We start from the raw sequence: 19,753 nt of genomic DNA, 5'->3' as shown, positions 1-19,753 counted from the left end.
GCGGCGCTGGCATAGCTATTGCTATGAAATGTCGCATTGACCGAGCGAAGGCGGAGCGCACACCCCAAACGATCGTCCCGGCAAATTCTTGAGCCAAGGCCCGAGTACAACGGCAGAACGGAGTTGAGACCGTGCATATCGAACCGGGAATAGTGACCGGCGCCAAGCTCGTGTGGAGCTACGCGACAGGCATTGCGACGGGCCGCATCGCCGCCAAGCTTGTGGTCGAGACCATACGCGAGCGGGGCTCTCTGTCATTTGCTTTGCAAGCCATCACCAAGGCGAACTGCCGCAAGGGCGTGGAGGAATGGCGGGATGCGGCCAGCGCTGCAGCCTGGTCGCAGAGCATCGGGGGCGAGGTTGGACACGAGGGGCGCCTTGCGCTGCTGATACAGGGGGAGTCATCCGTCGAACGAGCTTACCCATGCAACATTAGCACCCTCCTAAGCTCAGCCGCGATGGAGCGCCGTTCGGCGGTCCCCCATGCTCTGCTGCACTCGGCCGGAATGTTCGCAGTTCGGCAAAGAAGATCGCCATGTATGGATTGATCGTGGTGTTGACCATGCTCGCACTGTGCAGCATCGTGTTTGCCCGCGAATTGACGGGGCCGGCAAAGGTCATCAGCACCGACACCCTTGAAGTTCACGGGACACGCGTTCATCTCTGGGGCATCGACGCGCCGGACGAGACTCAAACGTGCCGATATATCAACGGCAATCCATATCGGTGTGGCCTCAGGGCCGCGAGCGATCTTGAAAGCTTCATTGCAGAGCGCGAAGTCAGTTGCCTGTCAGTCCTGGAGGATGGGACGATGGGGACCTGTTCAGTTGATGGCATCGATCTCCGGAGAATGGTTGGTGCGTAACGGTCTCGCGCTCGAGCGATACTCCAGGCGACGATGCGCAAGGCGCAGCCGAACGTGCCGGACTGGGCGTGTGGGCGGGCAGCTTTGCCGTACCTTGGCTATATCGAAATTGCATTTGCTTAGGTGGTCGACCAGCCAGCTGTTCTGACGACACGAATGCACATTTACTTGAGCGGCATTCCCCACACCAGAATAAATGCGTCGACCGGGAGTGAGCAAGCTTACCACGGCCGCCCACCCATGCTCAAACGAGTAAGACGGTCTGAAGCTCTCGTAAGCGGAAAAGTCGCAAGACCGAAAATCGCTCACTCCGCAGGAACGCCATCGTTCTCGGCGTAGTTCTTGGGAACCATGGACTCGCAATCCGCGCCTCTTGAGTTCGAGAGAGAGCCGCATTTACGCCTGAAGAACGGCGAGCTCTCCAGAGCCTAAACAAGACAAAGGCGTGGCACGGAAACAACAATCAGATTCCGCCGGGTACAGGTCGAGCGGAAGAAAGAAGGCTGGTGGCCTTCAAGGCACCCCTGGGCAAGGTAGACAACACGAATGTGGCTCGGGATGCAGCCTACCTGACTCCATTCGACTCTAACTTTCAGGTTTTGACATGCCCAGAGCTCGCAGCTTGATTTCCAGAGGTCGCCAGATGCTGTCATGCCAAAACTCATACACTCGCACTCAAATCTGACGGACCAAGCAGCAGGTGTGAGCGCTTGCGCAACGCCGGCTCCGAGGGGCCCATCGAAACGACGGTAGTCGAATTGCGCCTTTTGCCGCGGGAACGCCGCATAGGTCCCTTCCCGGACTTCGCTGCTATTGGCGATATCGGCCGCGATTGCCTTTTCAAGCCAGGGCTGCTCCGACATAGGCCAGCATTTTTCCGGGCGGGTAAGAAGCCTAATACCACACGTGTGGTTTCGGTGACAAAGACGTGTGGATCTGCCTTGCAGGCGCCAATCACAACAATGCCACAGAAGACAATGCAGCTGTTGGTGCGGTTGGAAACAGCATGGCTCGCTGACGACTGGCTGGAGATCCGCTGAATGAGCAACACCGCATGCGACGAGCGCGACTGCTGCGGCAGTCCGAACAAGAACGTCAGATCGCATGTCACCTCCCGAACACGAAGTGCCCGCCTTCCAGAACGAAGCGTGAGCCACTGAACTCGCAACGTCGCTCCCATGCCCTGGTGGTGTGCAGACTCTGTGCCAACGGGCACGATGTCCTGCGAAAGAGATTAGGTGATCGAGCTTCTTTGCAACCACACAATGAAGTCGCGCCGGTAATTCGAGGCGCGGAGCTGAGCTCAGTCAGAGATCGCAAGCTCACCTGACCGCGACCTGAGGGTTGAACTGGTCGGCAGTCCCTGATGGTGCCGACGCCGGATGGTCGGAAGCAGTTCGGAGCGAACGAACACGATCTACCGGTCTGCATCGTCTCCCCTGCTGCCCCGGAGATCAGGCATCGTATAACTCCGGCAAGGGACCTTTCTTGGCCGTCGCCCGGAGATCAGCCGCATAGCTGGGTTTCATTGCTGTTCTATTGGGTACCGCGATCTCGGCAGCGAATTGTTCGTGCCGTTTTCGGTGGTGCTATTGTGCCAGTCGCGATGGCGATGGGACGCTGATGAGCGGCTGGCGTATCGTCCGCACCAGGGCTTTCGCTTCACGACACAGAGGTCGCGGCCAGACGGTCTCGGCCCAGAGGGCTTGCATCGGCATTTCGCTTTTTGGCGACTTTCCTCGCCATTATCGGCGCCGCGCCCTCGCCGGGGCGCTAGAACGTGGCCTGCTCGATCGTCTATGCGTGGAGAATCACGTGCCGGCCTCGGCGATCCTTACGGCGCTGACCTGGTGGGGGTCACTGCTTTCGATGTTTTCGTCAGGACACGAGCTTCAGCCCGACAATGCCGGCGACGATCAGTCCGATGCTGGCAAAGCGAAACGCGGCGGCCGGTTCTCCGAACAGGATGATGCCAAGCGCTGCGGTGCCGACCGCACCGATGCCGGTCCAGACCGCATAGGCAGTTCCAATGGGCAGCGTCTTTTAGAGCAAGGCCGAGCAGGATCACGCTGCCGGCCATGGCCGCGAGCGTGAGCACGGATGGAACGGGCTTGGTAAAGCCCTCGGTGTATTTGAGACCGATTGCCCAGGCGACCTCCAGCAGGCCGGCAACCAACAGAATGCTCCAGGCCATGGCGGCCCTCCGTTCATGGCAGGGTCGTCCCCGCGGATGATGTGGTGATAAGCTGGGAGGCCGTCCTTGCCAGGTCTCGCGATTCGCTTCGAGCAGGGTCAACTTCTCTCAAAGATCAACATTCCGACTTCATTGGTTCGGCGAATTCACACGATCGACAAAGCAGAAAGCCGTCCGTTCCGTTTATGCGATCGGCAATATTGCAAAAGGCTGCCCCTTGGAAGAGATCCTTGTACCTGTCGCGGAGGAGGTTGCCCAAAACGTGTTGTCGCTCAAAATCCATGCAGCAGAAAGTAACGTCGCCGTTTGGGAGAAGAACATTACGATACTGCCGTTCGTCAGGACATGTCAGTGCTCCAACGATTGGCTGCCGCGCTCCAACCATCTTCTCGCCGTTGCCAGCCCTGCTGCGCGGCGGACGCGAGCGAACCAGCGCTTCGTCAGGAATTATGCCGATAAGTTCGGGATGCACCTCGCCCATGACCATGAAGAGCAACGATGAAACGTCGGCGTCGACAAGTTGGCGCACCAAATCGACATAGTTGCGCCTGACGAGACCACTATCCATGTGCGTGCCGTCATCAAAAACATGCACCAGGAAAACGCGGAACTGCAGCGCACGCAAGCGTCTTAGATCCCGCCCGTTCATTCCTACCAGGGTTGTGGAAATCCGGATTCCATGGCCACACGCATAGGCATGCTCAACCATTTCTGTGCAAGCCGGATTGAGCCAAGGCTCCGAATACCCGGAAAAGCTGATGTCGACAGCTGCTGGTACGCGCGCCAGACATCGCTTGAAATCTTGGAGAGAAAGATGCTTCACGTCGGATATCGCTCTTTGCCGTTCGGCGAAACTTGTCCTGCGGGCAATAAGAACATCGGACGATACAGCCCGTTGTCGTAGTTATCTCCAAGACCCTGCCGCCACCGATTGCGGAGCGCAGCTCCTGTAGAGTCATCGATTCTATATCGTCCACTTCCGGGCTCCGCGTTTGGAACAAAGAGATCTTGAGGGGACCGTTGATTTGCATCTCATGCCGGTTTCGCTCATGCATCATTCTCGATTCTTCGTCCATCAACGCGACACGGCAGCAAGCACGGTCGCGACAGATGCGACGGCTCTCTCCCCTTAGCGCCCCAATCCAGCAGGATTGGACGGCTGCCGAATGCACATGTGTCGATGGGGTTGGTCTAACGTCTCGTTCATTCCAACATGCATCACTCATGCCATTGGCGGTACTGTCCATAACTCGACACGTCCGCGATAAATGTCGTCCCAATTGCCGCAACCGAAGCGCAACTCTACGCGATCGGTAGCGTACAATATGACGCTACGTACGATTCAAGCTCTCTTGAAAATGAGTTGGATGGCAGCTTTCCTATGAAATGTGACCGTGTAGCCCGCCCCGAGCGCCACGTCATCATGATCAACGTGGTCGGCATCGACCCGCGAAGTTCCCATTGCGAGTGCCCCCACCAAGCAGCTGATCCAAAATCTCAGGTGAAAAATCCGTAGCCAAGTGAATCTCCTGTCAAAGGTAAACTCAGAGAAACCATCTTAAACTGTGCTACTGACTCCCTCGGACGCGGCCAGCCTAAGCCGCCCTTGGGTCTCCTTAGGAGTCACGCAAATGGTAGGTCCTCTGACTCAGAAGGACGTCGAGCGCCGCGCATATCACCTGTGCGAGCAAGCCGGAATGCCTAAGGGGCGCGATCAAGACTTCTATCTAGAAGCGGAACGACAGCTGAACGAAGAGCTGATCCGCCATGAACTCAAGACGCCGGACACGCTGTAGAAAACCGGAAAAGAAGTCTGAGCGCCTTTTTGGCGTCGAGATCAATCCACTAGCTGTTGCAACGATCCACCGGTTGCCCCAACACACGATGGAGTCGATCCGACCAATACCCGGCGCGGAGTCGCCGCGTGTTGCCGTCCGAACGCCATCGTGTCCTCCATCCGAGCACAAACCCAAGATCAGTGCGCCTGCGACCGCGCAATGGTGCGCGTTCGATCGCCGCCTGGCCTCAATAACGCCAGAACCACTTCTCGACTTGGACTCGAGAGATCTCCCGGGTTCAGCGCCACACGCGGCAGTGGGACTTCGCTGACTTTTGTCAGCGACCGTCACCTCGATCTCTTCCAAGGTATTTGCCTGGTGCAATCGCATGATCGGATCCCTTGCGGCTCCCCAATGATCATGATGCGATCTAAATCAATGATGAACGGCGAACAAGCCGGAAGACGAACAATGATTAGAAGCACTGCGCAGAGGGCGACTACCGCCGAAGTGGCTCAGCGCGCTGACGAGGACTGCCGGGGAAACTGATGGTCAGCAGGGTATTAGAGCCGCGTTAGGGGCCTTGCAGCTGCCTGCCACGACTGTTGCGAGAAATGTTTGATTAACTCTGTGCTTTTACCGAATACGGGAGCTTCTTGGACCGATTTTTTATTCCCCATCCTGCATTTAATTCCTTTCTAGTTTCAATCGGCGCTCGACCTGCGTTATTATGTGATTCTAATAGTTCGGCTTTTTGGATTAACCGGCGGAAATTACCATGGCAAAGCCTGCCGTTTCCCGTGACGCGTTCCGCAGCTTTTTTGCGCTTTATGCCGCCAAGGCTCACCACGACAACAAACCCGAAGGCGAATATCGTTTGATGCAATTGTTTGGATCGAGCGAAAATATCCCCGACGATCTGCTCGATCTATGGTCGGCCCGAGCTGACTCACTCGGCCCCGAAACGGTCAGCGGAGTGCTTTGCCCGCGCGCCCGCGACATCGCGAACGGCAGCGTCAGTTATGACCATGCAAGTGATTTTCTGCACGCGTTGCTTAGAGAGTTGGATCAGACACGACGCTAACGGAGTGTGCCCTCAGCGCTGATCACGAAGTGACTTTGAGAGGCGTAGCCAAATAGCGGCTGCGCTTATGGGTCATCGGGCTCGCTACTTCAGTTGGACCTCCACGACGGCTTGCCGTGCAAGTAGCGCATCTATCGACCGCGCGAAGCGCCAAAGCACGATCATTGGGCGCCGTGTTGGGATTTGCTGCCTCGCGGATTGCCGGACAGATCCCCGGACCATCCGCGATTTGTGACCAAGCGGAGGGAAGGCGCCGCCTAACGCGGCCGACGCGCGCTTCCTCTGCTAACGTCACGGGCACTGCGCCGTCTCTTTCGGCCAATCATCCTCGTCTCGGCCTCTCGCAACCGATCTCGGAGCTTCTGCACTTCTAAGAGCTGCGCGATCAGCGTTTTCCGTTTCTGTAGAACCGCAGAACAACCGTAAATATGATACTGCTCACTCATTACCTGCCCCGGAAAAAAGGACCTGAAAAAAGCCAATCGATGTCAAATCGGGCAAACTATACAATTTATCGTAGGGCACAACTAAAAAATGAGGGAGGGCGGACTATCAATCAGTATAGTAGTACTAAGCAATGAGCCATTATTTTTTTCAGGTGCGCTTCGAGCTTTAAAAGGGCGCGGCGCGCTTCTCACGTAGGTAGTGGTATCTGTCATAGATTTCATCAAGATCGATTTTGCCTCCATCCCACCCGGCGGTCCTATTGAGGGGTCTGCTCGGACAAGATGGTGAGACTGATGGCACCAGCGACTGTAGCCCGCGCGCCATCTTGCAGAGCTGAAGCGCTACGTCGCCACGAAATACTAATTCAGAGAGTATCAGACCTTTCAGTTCGCGGTGGCGGAATACAGGACCAGCTCTCTCGTGGTGTTCGACCTTCCAAGAACGGAATGATCTGAACCGGCCGTTCGGCAACGATGCCCCGCAGTAAACCCCTGGATCGCTATCGCTCGAACATTCCTCGCCGTGCAGCGTCATATAGACTGCCGGAGCAGCGCATGGACCACTGGGAAGAACTTCAAAGGCTGCAACATCAGCTGGAATTGGCCAATCGGGCGCTATCCTTCATCAGCGACTAGGCCACCGTGAACCGGCTTGCAACGTTCGGGAAGGAGATCAGGGACAAGCTCGACGAACTCCAGGCGGCCAGCTTACGCGAGGAGATCCGCAGACGCGCTTTTGAGTTCTGGCAGGAAGCCGACCGTCCTGAAGGGCGCCACATCGAATATTGGCTGCGGGCAGAAAGTGAGCAGCCGGGCGGCCTGATGTCGAGCGAAAGACTTGGTCGCACACGAGGACGATGTCCGCGCACGTGCTTACAAGGCCCTGGATGGAGACGAGTAAGCGGCGGCTATTGGCTCCGGCACGGCGCGGTGATGCCGCGCCAGAAGACTGCATTCTGAGGAACGGAAAAGAAGGGCCGCTGCAAAGCAGTTAATGGCAGCGCAGATCAGCAGGAAGCGGTGCATTTGTTTGATCCGCTGAGACACAAAACCTGACCAATGCTGCACGAAAGTTTTCAGGCAAATGTCGCTTTGACGCGATCAATCGATGGATGAGAGCGGTTCTTCACCTGGATCCAATAGCGGCAACGGCCCGCTTCATACGATCGGCCGCGGCGTTTTGACACCAGTCCCTCAAGACCATCTTGCACGCGGCGCGGAATACATCAGGCCCAAGCTCGCCACGTTCGGATGGATTAACGAACACACCTTCGGGGACGCCAGGCGCTCCAACCTCGTCTTCCGCATCGACAGGGGGAGCATGCGGAGGTCGTCACCGCCTTCGGCGAGAATATCGAAAGCGCAGAACTGCACTTCGTAATCGTGCTGCGCGAGTGAGACGCGTTGAAATCAGAAATTGCTATCGACGCCGAGCACGACCGCCTCGCCATCGAGTGCTGTTGGCGGACCTTACGCGCTGCCTCGACGATCCAAGGATAACGGCTGGTCCAATTGTAGCCGCCGCGCGTGATCAGACGTACCGGTCGCCATCGCGCTCCAAGCGGAGGCGACGTCATCGTACTTCGATTCGTGGAGCCGGTCGGCACTGCATGCACGCGAGTAGGCCTAGAGCGGGCAGAATTAATGGATCCTACTTCTCAGCGAGTTCTCGCGCAGCCGAAGAGCTGCTGGATCAGCCGCTCTATAGTCTGCTCGTAGTCAGATGGCGTCAGTGAATGCGCGCCGTGTAACGTCAGTTGATTCTGGAGGATCGTCGTCATCATGGCTTTGACGCTCACGAGGACCTCGACTGAAAACTGGATCGTCATAAAATCAACCAGAAGTCGATTCTAACATGGATAACCCGCAACGGCAATGGCTTCACTTCGGGCTGCGTACAATTGCGGTCGACGCTGGCTATGTTGCGCAACGAAGCACGCGTGGGGGCAGCTAAGGGCCCATTAGCAGAGGTCCGGGCAGACGCCAGCCGCGTCTGATCTATGCGGAAGCCGACGTATCCAATGACACCGCGCTGTGGAAGGTGATCGCCGTCAGGGAAAGAAGTGAGAAGCCCCCGCCAGCGCGACCGCGCGGCGGGTCCCGACCCTAGTGTCCCGATCGGGATGCTGCCCGCTTGAATCGATCGGAGGTTCACAAATCGTGGCTTCTGGGACGGGCTGCCGGCGTTCATCAAGTGTCAGCGCGCGCCGGTACGGTCCTCACAAGGAACAATATCCCGGGGAGAATGGGCTTGCTCCGGCGGAGAGAACACCGCCAGGTATCCGCCACGCCCTGCGAGCTCATATGTGGCGATCGCGCGATAGCCGACTGCCGTCAGCTCGCACCGCAAGAGCTCAATAGGCGTGCCATGGCTCGACGTCGGGAACTCAAGGTCGACAATTCCAACTCGCGCACCCCGCTTCAAGGCGGGTATGAGATTGTAGAAAAAGGCATAGGGTTGGGCTATCTCGTGATACATGTGCACCAAGATTGCGGCATCCAGCGAGGAAGCGGGTAGGCGCGGGTCGTGCGGTTCGCCGAGCGCGAATTTGACGTTGGTCAACTTCAGGAGTTCCGTTCGCTTGGCGAGCTCGATGAGGTAATCGCGCGTGACATCCTGGGCAACGACAGAGCCCGCGGGCCCCACGAGGTGGGAGAGCCTGACCGTGTGGTAGCCATCGCCCGCACCAATGTCGCCGACCGTCATGCCTGGCTTCAGTTCAAGAAGACGGGCGATTTGGCCGGCTTCATTCACGGAGTCGCGGAGCTCTTCGCCAGAGCGGTGTGGGCTGACGATCCGCGCAACAGGACGCTGAGGCGAGGGAAACTCCTTTGCCGCGGCCCCGGGAGGAGCCAGATAACCGATGTCAGCGGCGGGTGCACGAGTTGCGGAAAACGCCACAAGCAGCGTCGCTGCACGGGCCAGTGCCATCACAGGCCTGCCAAGCTTTCTCAGCCGCTCTGATCTTCCAAGTCTGAGCGTGTCCCCAAGCGCCGCAGAGAGCCTTCTGTGATCAACGCTGGACGGTCGCCGAATTTCACGAATCATCCGATGAGCCATCGCCCTTTTTTGGATACCGAATTTCACCAAGCCTTCGTCTCGCATCTTCAATAGGAGGGATTGGCACGCTTCTTCATTCACGATATTGGCACCTTTCATGACTTCGTAGACTTTGAGTGGCTTTTCGCGGAGCGCGCTCAGGAGATTTTCTCGATCATTCAGCACGACTAGACTCCTAAGGTCACCCAAGCGCGCCAGATCACTGAAAATACGAAAGCTGATCTTCCGTAACGACTCGCTCGATATTCTCCGACTTGCACTTGATGAGGTATCTAAGACGTCCATCTGGATATGTTGAATAATGGTGTAAATCAATGGTGGATCATTTGCGGCACGCCCTTGTGAACCTTGAGGCTGATGGCGAACGTGTTCATTCGCTTATAGGCAAATGACATGTGTCCACCTCTCAATTTGCCGCTGCTCTACCGTGCACCCCGTTCAGAACCGCTGTCGCCAAGCCAAGCCGTTGATGGGTCGAATGCCACTTCCAAACGCCCTTGGGGTCATCTTTGCGGAGCAGCTGCCATGCCGCCCCAGTCCTATCGTGGTGCAGCAGCGCGACGTCGACGAGGCCGCCCTCCGCATTGATATGGATGCGCAGGTAATCCGGAATGATGTCGTCTGATGATTGCGGCGTTCACTGCGCGATATCCTAGACTGCAGAGATTTCTGCCTCGAGGCAGCCAACCACCAACTGCTTGCCGAAGTCGATCATATAAATGGGTAGGTTCGCTTCAGTATGGCGACCGACCTGGACGATCTCACCAATGTACCCGACGCTGACCAGACACTCTTCCGCCGACGCGCCGGGAAAGGAACCGTCATTGAGCAGATCGATTGCCGCCTTGACACGTTGGCCTGACCAGTATTTTGGCGATCTTGGTTCGATCATCGGTGTGCCACTCCTGGCAAGAACGGCTCCTCGCCTTGATGGCTTGGCGTGACTAGATCGAGCTCCTTGCATTTCATGCCGACGCGATTGCCGGAGCCGAGGAATTCGACTCCATAGATATAAAATTGTTGCAGGAACGTGCCGATCGAGACGACATAGCCAAGCTCGCCTTTCTTGACCAGAACCTCACCGATCTCCTTGCCCACATAGGTGCCGTCGTTGCGGATGGTGCGGTTGGCCCGCACGTTGTCACCATAATCAAAGAAGGGGGCGTCCGTCAGCTCGACGATGTCACTATCACGGGCGATGTTGCTCATGCTGCCGTCCCCGTTCCATGGTTCAACTGTACCGCGCCTCGCGGGCGCCCGGCCTTACGAACCGCCCTATCATGATCCTCGATCGACCCCCTCCATTCCCGCACGGCGGCGCTTGCGATTGCGGATTGCATGAGCCTGTCGGGATCCCGGTGCAGCAACATCAATGCCCGCAACCTAAAATCTAGATGCTCAAGATAACTATCCGTGAGCCCATGGTTGATATTGAAGAAGCCATCGACGCGGCACGCGCGTCTGTCATCGAGCGAGGCGTGCTTAAGCCGGCCGCGAGCCGCGTGCTTCAGCGCGGGATGCGCAAAGCCGACAGAGTCGACCCGATTACCCCGGCAACCGAGGGCATTGTGGACGTCATCACTCACGGTCCCGCCCATACGCTCGAGCGTGCCCAACAACACCTTGGCGCCAGCGTTGTCCGTGCGAAAAAGCCCCAGCAGTCTCCCGACAGCTGCCGTCTTTTCCGAGTTGCCCGAGACGCATCTGCAAGTCGGCAATAAGCGTTGAGCGAGAACAGGAAGACAAACACGAGGTGCTCTCATAGCAGCCGAATTCCGGCTTGGTGGCGCCCACCGCACCGGTGGCAGGAAATTCGTTTCCGCATCACGTGATCGGGTGCGAACGCCTTGGCGTGGCGCAGGTGTACTTTCTGCACCTTCATCGGGGTGATAGGATAGCCCTGTCGCCCTGGGATCATGCTCGGCGGGCTCGACACCGTGCGACCAAGACAGGACTCGGTGAGGACGCCCTCTCTCGGATGACCAACTGAAGAAGGCCTCGGGCATGAATGTCGCATGATCAGTGATGGCCGCAGGCGACTGGATTGATATCGTGGAAGACGGGTCCGCTCTTCGTGGGCCCATCGGCGAAATCGATCCTCGACGCTCAAGACAGGGGCCTTCGCGCCGACAGGAATAGCTGGACGCGCTCCCGCCGACGGGCGCGTCGCCAGAATATGGCTTGACAACTGGCGAAAAGGTTAGCGACCAGGGCGAGCCGTCCACCCGGTCTGAGGAGGCGAAAGCCGCGGCCGGCGCCTCGTCAAGGCGGAGCATCATCCGCCCGAGTTTCTGAACCTTTAGTGTCATAGTGACATCCATCGTGGCCCTCAAGCAGGCTCCTGGTGACGCGGCAGTGCCGTGTCGAGCACGCATGTATTGTCAACCGGGCAAACCGCCACGCATTGCGGCTCATCAAAGTAGGCGGCGCACTCGGTGCATTTCTCAGGATCGATCAGGAAAAGGCCGGCTCGCTCGGAAATAGCGAAGTTCGGGCACTGCGTTTCGCACGCCGAACAGCCAGTGCATTGCGAGGCGATGATCTTGAACGGCATTGTCTGAACCCATCCTCAGGCGGCGGAAATCAGCGCATTGCGGCGGGCCGTCGGATCGACCCGCTCAACGTGCTTAATCTTCCCCTCATTGACTTTGTCGAGATAGAGTTTGAACCAGGCGATCGCCGAGCCATCAATGAACTCGCAGGCGTACTGATCGACCGGTTCGATTCCGGCCTTGATCAATTCGGCCTTCGGGCAGCCGCCGATCTTTGACACGAACACGGCATGGCAATCGTTGATGGCACCGACGGCGATTTCGAGCTTGCTGTCCTCGCCATGGCCACCCTGGCAATAGGGATGAATAGGACGATGGCCAACGAATTTTGCGCCTGAAGTCGAGAGCTCGTAGATCTGGAACTCCTTGGCGTGACCGAAGTGCTGGTTGATCAATCCCGAGCCCTTGGTTGCAACCGCCACCAGCATCTTGATTGCGCTGGACGCGCTGGCGAGCCCCGCAAGCTGCTCCTGCTTGGCCGCAAGCTTTGCAACGCGCGCCTTCTCGACTTTGGCCTGATACTCCCTTCGGGCCTGCTCATCATACTTGACGTCCATGGCCATGATCTTTTCCATGGTGAACTCCGCGCCGCGGTCCTCCCCGAGCAGTCCGACGGCGTCGGCGCGGCACTGGCGACAATGACGCATCATGTTCATCTCGCTTTCGCAGCTATCCTGCAATGCTGTCACTTCCTGTGCGGTCGGGCCGCGTTGCCCGCTGAGACCGAACACGGTGCCGTGCTCGGGCGATGAAATCAGCGGCATCACATTATGCAGGAAGGCGCCGCGCGACTTCACGGCCTTGTTAACCTCAACCAGATGCTGATCGTTAATCCCGGGAATCATCACCGAGTTGACTTTGCACAGGATGCCGCGCGCGGTGAGCATCTCCAGGCCGTGGAGCTGCCGATTGCTGAGGATGCTTGCAGCTTCAATGCCGGTGTAGCGCTTGTGGCGGTAAAAGATCCAGGGATAGATCTTTGCGCCAATATCGGGATCGATCATGTTGATCGTGATCGTCACGTGATCGACCTTGAGTCTTGCGATCGTGTCGACATGATCAGCTAGCGCCAGACCGTTCGTCGAGAGGCACAGCTTGAGATCTGGCGCGAGCTTATTGACGAGCTCGAACGTCTTGAATGTTTTGTCCGGATTCGCGAGTGGGTCGCCAGGGCCAGCAACGCCGACCACGCTCATCTGAGGGATCGCGGAAGCGACCGCCAGCACCTTCTTGGCAGCCTGCTCCGGCGTCAACTTCTCGCTGACAATGCCGGGGCGCGATTCGTTCGCGCAATCGTATTTACGATTGCAGTAATTGCACTGGATATTGCAGGCGGGTGCGACCGCGACATGCATGCGGGCGTAATGGTGGTGCGCCTCTTCGCTGTAGCAGGGATGGTTCTTCACCTTTTCCCAGACCTCATTTGGCACATTGCCGATGCCGGCCTGAGATCCGCAGCTCGCCTTGCCGCTGCCGTCGGCCGGACCGCAGCTCTTGTGCTTAGCCATGACTTGCATGGTCTCGCTGATCTCGTTGCCGCCGCAGGATACCTGGTGTTGCGCTGAAGTACTCATTTTTCCAATTCTCTTCGCAAGCCGAATCCTTCCAGCAAGCATCCCCAGAGTCGTTTCTGAAAAGCCAAGAGCAACTGGCGTGCCATACCTGCCACAAATGAACTTTGTGGTTCGCTTCAAGCAGTTAGGTAACGCCTGCTCGAATGTCAGTTTTATCAACTCATGTTGGAAAGCTGACAAAAATTGCGATCACAAGAGCGCTGGCAGCGCTAGTATGACGGCGGGTACGCAGCTTCATCTATGCCCTTGGGCAAAGAGCATGGCGGCTGGTGTCGTTGAAAGTTGATCTTGTCGCCGAAATGTGACGCGTATCAAGCACAATCCGCAAAAGACGTTCCGGACGTTTTGAAGGACCAACTTGAACTGACGATCCTTCGTAGATGCAGACAAGAAGCAGCCCTCCGTTTATCGACCTATGTCGTGGAAGATCAGGCGGGCCCCTGCCCGACACTCCGCAAGACAATGTCGGGCAGGTGAAGAGACGCCTGGTGGCCAGCGTCCCGAGGGCCACGAATTGGACCGTTCGTCCAAACGTTGGTTGGCCATCTCGAATAGGTCGCGCGGGTGTGACGCCTCAGATTCGTAAAGCTGCAGCCGCCTCGGTCGACATCGAACGAACTGCCGTCCAACAACTACCTACGTCGCTGCGTCCTCCGTATCCAGCCAGCCGATCCTGCTCTTCAGGAAACGCAGGCCCAGCACCAACAAGCCGGCGTGCTCGCTGTTGTCCTTGCCATAGCCGTGGCCGCCGGCGGCATGCTCGTAGATATAAGCCTCATAGCCACCGCCTGCAGCTTCGCTGCCATTTTGCGCGCATGTCCGGGATGGACGCGATCGTCCCGCCGCCTGGTGGCCATCAGGATCGGTCGATAGGACTGCCCGGGTCTTGCGGCATGATAGGCAGAATAGGTCTTCAGCCACTCCCACTCCTCAGCCTTGTCGGGACCGCCATATTCGGCGGGCCAGTTCGCCCCGGCGAGCAGTTTGGTGTAGCGGCGCATGTCGATCAGCGGGACGGTGCAGAACAGTGCGCCAAAGAGCCCAGGATATCGCGTTAGCATGTTGGTAATGAGGATGCCGCCGTTCGATCACTCTCGGCCCCGATCCGCTTGGCCTGTGTCACGCCGCGCTTAACGAGATCGGCGGCGACGGCTGCGAAATCGTCATGCGACAATCTCTTGCCGGCCAGCCGGCCGGCGTCGTGCCAGCGGGTGCCGAACTCACCGCCGCCGCGCAAAATTTGCCTGAACCGTGGTGCCGCCGCAGTCAAGCCAAAGCTTACCGAGCGCGGAATTGTAGTACGGTTTCACGGAGATTCCAAACCCGCCATACCCGCTCAGATGGACCGGCGCGTTGCCGGTCTGTCTGACCAGGCCGGTCTGTAGGTAGGGAATTTGCTCACCGTCGATCGAGATGGCCTCGTGCCGCGTGACCACGCAGTGCGACGCGGCAAACGTCTTCGGCGCCTGCTTCAGCACGGCGGGACTGCCAACGCCCCGCTCCAGGACGGCGGGGTGAGCGGATCCTCGAGGTGAGCCAGCAAGTCGCCATTGCTCTCGGACGGATCGCGATCGAGAGACCAGATGTCGACGGAGCCAAGATCAGGAAGCCCGCCCAATTGCTCGCGGTTCCAGCGATGATCGGATGGCGTGCAGATCTCGAACACTGGGCGGAGTTCGTCGAGAATACAAAGCACAAGCGGTCTGCCCTGCCACAGACCAGGATTCGCGCGGCTTCAGGACAAGCCAGTTGCGAAGCGACCGCATCGAGATGTTATTTGGCAAATCGAGCCTCGTCTTGGCGCCCGTTTCATCGCCCAGCCAGGCCACGCAATTGGAGACGTCTGTCGCATCGAGGAACCAGATCCTCGGGCGGCACGACAATGTCGTCAACACTGCAACCGACTGACACATGAGCGGCCTTGGTCTCAAAGATCACTGCCGCTTTGTCGACTTGCGTACCACGCCGCCACAGCCTCACCGTGCGCGCATAGCCGGTGGTCGCGGCCATGCCGTCGCCACGGGAGCTTAACAACACCAGCGTATCAAAATCGAGCCATACGCCGCTGCCTTTGGCTTCCGGCAAGACAAAGCCATCGTAGATGAAGAGCTTCGTGTCTGAGCCGAATTCACGCAAAGTGACGGCATCGCTTCCGCCGCGCGATAGACTCAACATCCATCGCGACTGATTTCCAGGCGGTGCGGCCGTGGCGTTCAGAAGCCAGTCTTTTCCTTCGGTGACGGCAAGTGATCGAGGTCGAGCAGGATGTCCCATGACGGGTTCAGCCTGCGATACTCTTCCAGAGTGGTTCGCCGCCAGAGCCCGCGTGGATTATTGGCGTCCCTCCACAAATTAGAGATACTCGCCGCGCCGGCTGACATAGGGGATATTGTGAGGTCGGTCGTAAATCGCTGTCAGCGCATCTCTGTCTCGTTCGGCTGCGGGTCCGCCAAACACCTCCAGCGTCCTGCTATTCTGCCGCTCGACGAAGTTCAGCGCCCGCGCGCCTTCGATTTGTTCCAACCACAGATAGGGATCATCGTCAGGAGCGGAGGGCGTTGGCCTTGCAGTTCGCGAGTCGTCGACGCTCCTTGTCTGACCATGCGTCATTTACAACCTTAGGTCGTGCGGCCTTTTGGGATTCTAAAATTGGATTGAATGTGATTCAAGGCTTTCTTTTAGGAGGAAGCCTTGGGTGTTATGGAACGGCTCGTCCTGAGCGATGCGCAATGGCAACGTATCTCCGGCTTGATCATCGGTCGGCCGGACCAGCGTGGCTCGACGGGCCTCGACAACCGCATGTTCGTCGAGGGCGTTTTATGGATCGTGCGGACCGGTTCGCCGTTGTGTGATCTGCCTGAAGCGTTCGGCGAGTGGAATAGCGCGTTTCGGCGCTTCAGCCGGTGGAGCGCAAAGGGGGTTTGGCTGCGCATGTTCGAAGCGCTCGCAGACGATCCGGACTTTGAGTACTTGATCGTTGACTCCACGTCCGCGCCCACGAGCACGCCAGCGGCGCAAAAGGGGACTCAAAATCAGGCCACCGAACGTTCGCGCGGCGGCCTGACGACAAAAATCCATATGGCTGCCCGCGGCTTGGGTTGCCCGGTCCGTTTCTTCCTAACAGTGGGGCAAGCCGGTGATGCGCCTCAGGCCCAGCCGCTCATCGAGGGGCTTCCAGCCGAGGTCGTAATGGGCGATGCAGCCTACGATTCCGATGCGCTGCGATCTTCCATCGCCGCAAAGGGCGCTCAAGCCGTCATTCCGAACAACCCTCGCCGGCAATCAAATATCCGCTCAACAAACCACTCTATGCCGAGCGTCACCTGATCGAATGCTGCTTCTCGAACTCAAGCGGTTCAGGCGTGTCGCGATCCGTTACGAAAAGACCGCACGAAATTACTTCGCCATCGTAACTATCGCCGCCACCCTGCTCTGGTTAACGTAACTGTCCACACGACCTAATCTTCGCGCAGTTCGACTGTTTCAAGGATTTGCATCGCGAACGTTGCATCACGATTTGCAAGCTACCACTTGGCCCGGCGCGAGATTCAATCCTCTCGAAACTGAATCTTGCGGAGTTGCAGCAATTGGCCTGACGCTGTGAAGATGTGCGGAATGCAACGACCGGGCTGGCGATGTCAGCACAATGGGCCCTCGCGAGGCCTCCCCGTCAACGCCGTCTCGCAGGCTCAACAGTGCTGGCCTAGGCCGAGTATTGCGTTTGGCACCATGCGTCGGCGCCATCTTGGTTTCCAAGAACGCTTCGACCGCTTCCGGAGTCATCGGCACGTTCGGCTGGAACCTTCGATCACGCCAAGCCAAAGCCAGGAATGATGTGGCCTTCCTCGGAAAGGCGTCGGACCGCTGCGCCAAGAATAGCTTCCGCGTTCGCTGGTTTGGCGAGGTTCTGTGGAGTCGCAGCATTCATCATTCGGTTGCTTCGCCGCCGCGCTTCCTGGCATTGATAGTAATCGGAAGGATGGTGTCACTCGCCATCGCGGGTAGGTCGAGCACCCACCCGTTCGCGATTTTAATCCAACCACCCCACAGCGTCTCGTACTCACATTCGACAATCGACTCCTCAAGATCCTTCTTGGGCACATAAATGGAAAGCCCCGTCTCGGGCGAACGGCGAATCATGACCTTCATAGGAGCTCCGCAACTTGTGAGCTCTCGCCCGCGCGCTCCTGACACGCACGCCACAAGGCTCTCTGTTTGGCATTGATGTCCGCCAGGGCTTGCAGGACACGATCGATCTCATCCGGCGCCGTCTCGCGCGACAGCGAGAACCGAACCGCACCGCGCAAAAAAGCCGGTGGTACTCTCATCGCGCGCAGGACATGGGACGGCTCCATCGAGCCGGACGCGCAGGCTGAACCGAGTGAGACGGCAATTCCGTTGCGGTTCAGGTGGTCGACGATGGCCTCTGCTTCGAGATGCTCGAATGCGATGTTGGACGTATTTGGCAAGCGGTTCTTGATATCACCAAGCACGATGCAACAGCCGAGAGCGAGAATGCCTTGCTCCAGCCTGTCGCGAAGCATGCCAATCTGCATCTGCTCTTCTATGAGGTGTGCCGCAGCGAGTTCCGCCGCCTTGCCGAGCCCAATAATGCCCGGAACGTTTTGCGTGCCAGCGCGGCGATGCCGCTCCTGTGCGCCGCCGAAGATCAGCGGTCGGAACTTGATGTCCTTGCGCACATACAGCGCGCCGATCCCCTTCGGACCATGGAGCTTATGGCCGGAGAGCGACAGCATGTCGATGTCCGTAGTCTTCAGGTCAATCGGAATCCGCCCGACCGCCTGGACCGCATCGGTGTGAAAGAGCGCGCCGACTGAGCGCGCCATCTTGGCGAGGGATTTCACCGGAAAGATCGTACCGGTCTCATTATTGGCCCACATGACCGAGGCGATTGACGTGCGCCTCGACAATGCGTTGCGATAAGCCTCGATGTTCAATCGGCCGCTTGCATCGACCGGAATGACATGGGTCTTGATTCCTCGTCGGCCCAGCTCCTCGGCAAGGGACAGCACGGCTGGATGCTCAACGGCCGTAGTGACGATCTCCTCGCGTCCCTCCTGCACGGCGAGCGCGGACAGGATCGCGGTGTTGTCGGATTCAGTCGCGCCCGAGGTGAAGACGATCTCGTGATCGAATGCGGCGCCAACGAGGGCCTGCAGCCTCCGGCGCGCTTGTTTCAACGCGGGCGCAACCTCAATGCCGAATGCATGCCCGGACGACGCATTGCCGAATTGCCCAGAGAAGAACGGCAGCATTGCCGCGACCACCAAAGGATGTGCACGGGTCGTCGCGTTGTTATCCAGGTAGATCGGCCGCACGGACTGTCCGCTCTGCACTTAAGGCCCCACTTTGGCAGCTCCGGGGGGCGGGATCAGGCGGACGAACTCGCCGAGCCGCTCGATCAGGCGCGCGTGAATGGCCGCGAGCGTCGTTCCCGCAAGCTTGCATAACATGCAGGCGCCGGTGAGCCTGACCATGATCTTGTTGCCTTCGATTTCGACGAGCTCACAATCCCCACGATCACGCCTGAGGCTTGGCCGAATCTTATCGAGCACGGCCCGGACAATCCGCTCGCCATCGGAAGCCTCTGCACTCGAAGACTGCTTCGTTCGTTCAGCCTTGAGGCCCATGTTCGATGCTCCTTCCATTGCGAATGGTCCGAAGGCGACTCAGCTGAATGATTTGCCGCAGGAGCAGCTCGATTTGGCATTTGGGTTATCGAAGCGGAACCCTGACCCTTCGAGCGACACCACGAAATCGATCGTGGTGCCGTTGAGATGCGCCCGGCTCGCGTTGTCGACGAAGACTTTGATCCCCTCTTGCTCGAACACGGGCTCATCGGAGACCGGCTCATGAGCAAGACCCATTTTGTATGTTAACGCTTGGCAACCGCCGCCTTCGACCATGACCCGCAAACCGCTTGCCGGCTCGGCCGTCGAGGAGATTGCGGTCTTCAGTGCGTTGATGGCGCTATCCGTTAGCTTGATCATTTCTGGCTCGCTCTCAGTTTCTGTCGCGAGGCACAATTGGCAAATCCCATGCCAGTCGGGATGCAGCTGAAATCAATTGGTTTTGCAGGCGGCGACCATACGATTTGCGACCTGTCGGGTTTGAGACAGGCGGCTTTCCGGCGTCCCGACCTTATCCCGCCGAGACCTCGTGATGGTGCCAGCACGTA

The 19,753-nt window shown here is 58.3% G+C and carries 15 protein-coding genes and 3 pseudogenes; 5 read left to right on the top strand and 13 right to left on the bottom strand.

Annotation, left to right across the window (positions count from 1 at the left end; all coding sequences use genetic code 11):
* The first annotated feature begins 535 nt into the window (after positions 1 to 535).
* Positions 536 to 865, top strand: a complete 330-nt coding sequence (locus tag ACVWW3_RS36025; protein ID WP_456651537.1) for a thermonuclease family protein — start codon at positions 536 to 538, stop codon at positions 863 to 865.
* Between the two features lie 1,878 nt (positions 866 to 2,743).
* Here ACVWW3_RS36025 and sugE read toward each other — a convergent pair.
* A pseudogene (gene sugE / locus ACVWW3_RS36020) lies at positions 2,744 to 3,059 on the bottom strand (quaternary ammonium compound efflux SMR transporter SugE).
* A 115-nt stretch (positions 3,060 to 3,174) separates the two neighbouring features.
* Positions 3,175 to 3,882, bottom strand: coding sequence for an SPASM domain-containing protein (locus tag ACVWW3_RS36015; protein WP_456672318.1), 708 nt, complete (start codon positions 3,880 to 3,882; stop codon positions 3,175 to 3,177).
* Between the two features lie 808 nt (positions 3,883 to 4,690).
* Between ACVWW3_RS36015 and ACVWW3_RS36010 the strand changes: the two genes are divergently transcribed.
* The 3 genes from ACVWW3_RS36010 to ACVWW3_RS36000 all read left to right on the top strand — a co-directional run bounded on the left by ACVWW3_RS36010 (position 4,691) and on the right by ACVWW3_RS36000 (position 7,327).
* Positions 4,691 to 4,855 carry a DUF2934 domain-containing protein gene (locus tag ACVWW3_RS36010; RefSeq protein WP_456651539.1) on the top strand — a complete coding sequence of 55 codons (165 nt, stop codon included), beginning with the start codon at positions 4,691 to 4,693 and terminating at the stop codon, positions 4,853 to 4,855.
* Between the two features lie 760 nt (positions 4,856 to 5,615).
* Positions 5,616 to 5,921: a hypothetical protein gene (locus ACVWW3_RS36005; RefSeq protein ID WP_456651540.1), complete on the top strand. Its 306-nt coding sequence runs from the start codon at positions 5,616 to 5,618 to the stop codon at positions 5,919 to 5,921.
* Positions 5,922 to 7,009: 1,088 nt separating this feature from the next.
* A complete protein-coding gene (locus ACVWW3_RS36000; protein WP_456651541.1) occupies positions 7,010 to 7,327 on the top strand; it encodes a DUF2934 domain-containing protein in 318 nt (105 codons plus the stop codon).
* Positions 7,328 to 8,025: 698 nt separating this feature from the next.
* On the opposite strand, the gene ACVWW3_RS35995 is transcribed toward ACVWW3_RS36000, so the two are convergent.
* From ACVWW3_RS35995 to ACVWW3_RS35965, 7 genes and pseudogenes are all read right to left on the bottom strand, one after another.
* Positions 8,026 to 8,196, bottom strand: coding sequence for a hypothetical protein (locus ACVWW3_RS35995; protein ID WP_456651542.1), 171 nt, complete (start codon positions 8,194 to 8,196; stop codon positions 8,026 to 8,028).
* A gap of 368 nt (positions 8,197 to 8,564) precedes the next feature.
* Positions 8,565 to 9,299, bottom strand: a complete 735-nt coding sequence (locus ACVWW3_RS35990) for a class I SAM-dependent methyltransferase (RefSeq protein WP_456652118.1) — start codon at positions 9,297 to 9,299, stop codon at positions 8,565 to 8,567.
* A 781-nt stretch (positions 9,300 to 10,080) separates the two neighbouring features.
* Positions 10,081 to 10,320, bottom strand: coding sequence for a nitrogen fixation protein NifZ (locus tag ACVWW3_RS35985; protein ID WP_456651543.1), 240 nt, complete (start codon positions 10,318 to 10,320; stop codon positions 10,081 to 10,083).
* Entirely contained in the window at positions 10,317 to 10,637 is a 321-nt protein-coding gene (locus ACVWW3_RS35980; protein ID WP_456651544.1) for a nitrogen fixation protein NifZ, read from the bottom strand. Before ACVWW3_RS35980 ends, ACVWW3_RS35985 begins: the two co-directional genes overlap by 4 nt.
* Positions 10,638 to 11,757: 1,120 nt before the next feature.
* Positions 11,758 to 11,982 carry a 4Fe-4S binding protein gene (locus ACVWW3_RS35975; protein ID WP_456651545.1) on the bottom strand — a complete coding sequence of 75 codons (225 nt, stop codon included), beginning with the start codon at positions 11,980 to 11,982 and terminating at the stop codon, positions 11,758 to 11,760.
* A gap of 15 nt (positions 11,983 to 11,997) precedes the next feature.
* On the bottom strand, positions 11,998 to 13,554 hold the full coding sequence (gene nifB / locus ACVWW3_RS35970) for a nitrogenase cofactor biosynthesis protein NifB (protein ID WP_456652119.1): 1,557 nt from the start codon (positions 13,552 to 13,554) through the stop codon (positions 11,998 to 12,000).
* A 636-nt stretch (positions 13,555 to 14,190) separates the two neighbouring features.
* A pseudogene (locus tag ACVWW3_RS35965) lies at positions 14,191 to 16,164 on the bottom strand (prolyl oligopeptidase family serine peptidase).
* Positions 16,165 to 16,245: 81 nt separating this feature from the next.
* Here ACVWW3_RS35965 and ACVWW3_RS35960 point away from each other — a divergent pair.
* Positions 16,246 to 16,999: pseudogene (locus ACVWW3_RS35960) on the top strand (IS5 family transposase).
* Between the two features lie 482 nt (positions 17,000 to 17,481).
* Here the strand turns inward: ACVWW3_RS35960 and nifT are convergent.
* The 4 genes from nifT to ACVWW3_RS35940 are packed head-to-tail and all read right to left on the bottom strand — an operon-like array spanning position 17,482 to position 19,565.
* Positions 17,482 to 17,703, bottom strand: a complete 222-nt coding sequence (nifT, locus tag ACVWW3_RS35955) for a putative nitrogen fixation protein NifT (protein WP_456652120.1) — start codon at positions 17,701 to 17,703, stop codon at positions 17,482 to 17,484.
* Entirely contained in the window at positions 17,700 to 18,893 is a 1,194-nt protein-coding gene (gene nifS, locus ACVWW3_RS35950) for a cysteine desulfurase NifS (protein WP_456672317.1), read from the bottom strand. The genes nifT and nifS overlap by 4 nt, the downstream gene beginning before the upstream one ends.
* Before the next feature lie 18 nt (positions 18,894 to 18,911).
* Complete coding sequence (locus ACVWW3_RS35945; protein ID WP_456651546.1) at positions 18,912 to 19,205, bottom strand: NifU family protein; 294 nt, start codon at positions 19,203 to 19,205, stop codon at positions 18,912 to 18,914.
* A 39-nt stretch (positions 19,206 to 19,244) separates the two neighbouring features.
* Positions 19,245 to 19,565 carry an iron-sulfur cluster assembly accessory protein gene (locus ACVWW3_RS35940; protein ID WP_456651547.1) on the bottom strand — a complete coding sequence of 107 codons (321 nt, stop codon included), beginning with the start codon at positions 19,563 to 19,565 and terminating at the stop codon, positions 19,245 to 19,247.
* Between the last annotated feature and the right edge of the window lie 188 nt (positions 19,566 to 19,753).

It is taken from the genome of Bradyrhizobium sp. LM2.9 (assembly GCF_054056555.1).
Note: the sequence above shows the minus strand (reverse complement) of the source record. Positions and strands in the feature narration are given on the sequence as shown.

Coding starts and splice junctions, on each gene's coding strand:
- ACVWW3_RS35940 (WP_456651547.1), bottom strand. CDS start 19,565: ATGATCAAGCTAACGGATAGCGCCATCAACGCACTGAAGACCGCAATC.
- ACVWW3_RS35945 (WP_456651546.1), bottom strand. CDS start 19,205: ATGGGCCTCAAGGCTGAACGAACGAAGCAGTCTTCGAGTGCAGAGGCT.
- nifT (WP_456652120.1), bottom strand. CDS start 17,703: ATGAAGGTCATGATTCGCCGTTCGCCCGAGACGGGGCTTTCCATTTAT.
- ACVWW3_RS35985 (WP_456651543.1), bottom strand. CDS start 10,320: ATGATCGAACCAAGATCGCCAAAATACTGGTCAGGCCAACGTGTCAAG.
- ACVWW3_RS36005 (WP_456651540.1), top strand. CDS start 5,616: ATGGCAAAGCCTGCCGTTTCCCGTGACGCGTTCCGCAGCTTTTTTGCG.
- ACVWW3_RS35980 (WP_456651544.1), bottom strand. CDS start 10,637: ATGAGCAACATCGCCCGTGATAGTGACATCGTCGAGCTGACGGACGCC.
- ACVWW3_RS36010 (WP_456651539.1), top strand. CDS start 4,691: ATGGTAGGTCCTCTGACTCAGAAGGACGTCGAGCGCCGCGCATATCAC.
- ACVWW3_RS35975 (WP_456651545.1), bottom strand. CDS start 11,982: ATGCCGTTCAAGATCATCGCCTCGCAATGCACTGGCTGTTCGGCGTGC.
- ACVWW3_RS35995 (WP_456651542.1), bottom strand. CDS start 8,196: ATGACGATCCAGTTTTCAGTCGAGGTCCTCGTGAGCGTCAAAGCCATG.
- ACVWW3_RS36025 (WP_456651537.1), top strand. CDS start 536: ATGTATGGATTGATCGTGGTGTTGACCATGCTCGCACTGTGCAGCATC.
- nifB (WP_456652119.1), bottom strand. CDS start 13,554: ATGAGTACTTCAGCGCAACACCAGGTATCCTGCGGCGGCAACGAGATC.
- ACVWW3_RS35990 (WP_456652118.1), bottom strand. CDS start 9,299: ATGGCACTGGCCCGTGCAGCGACGCTGCTTGTGGCGTTTTCCGCAACT.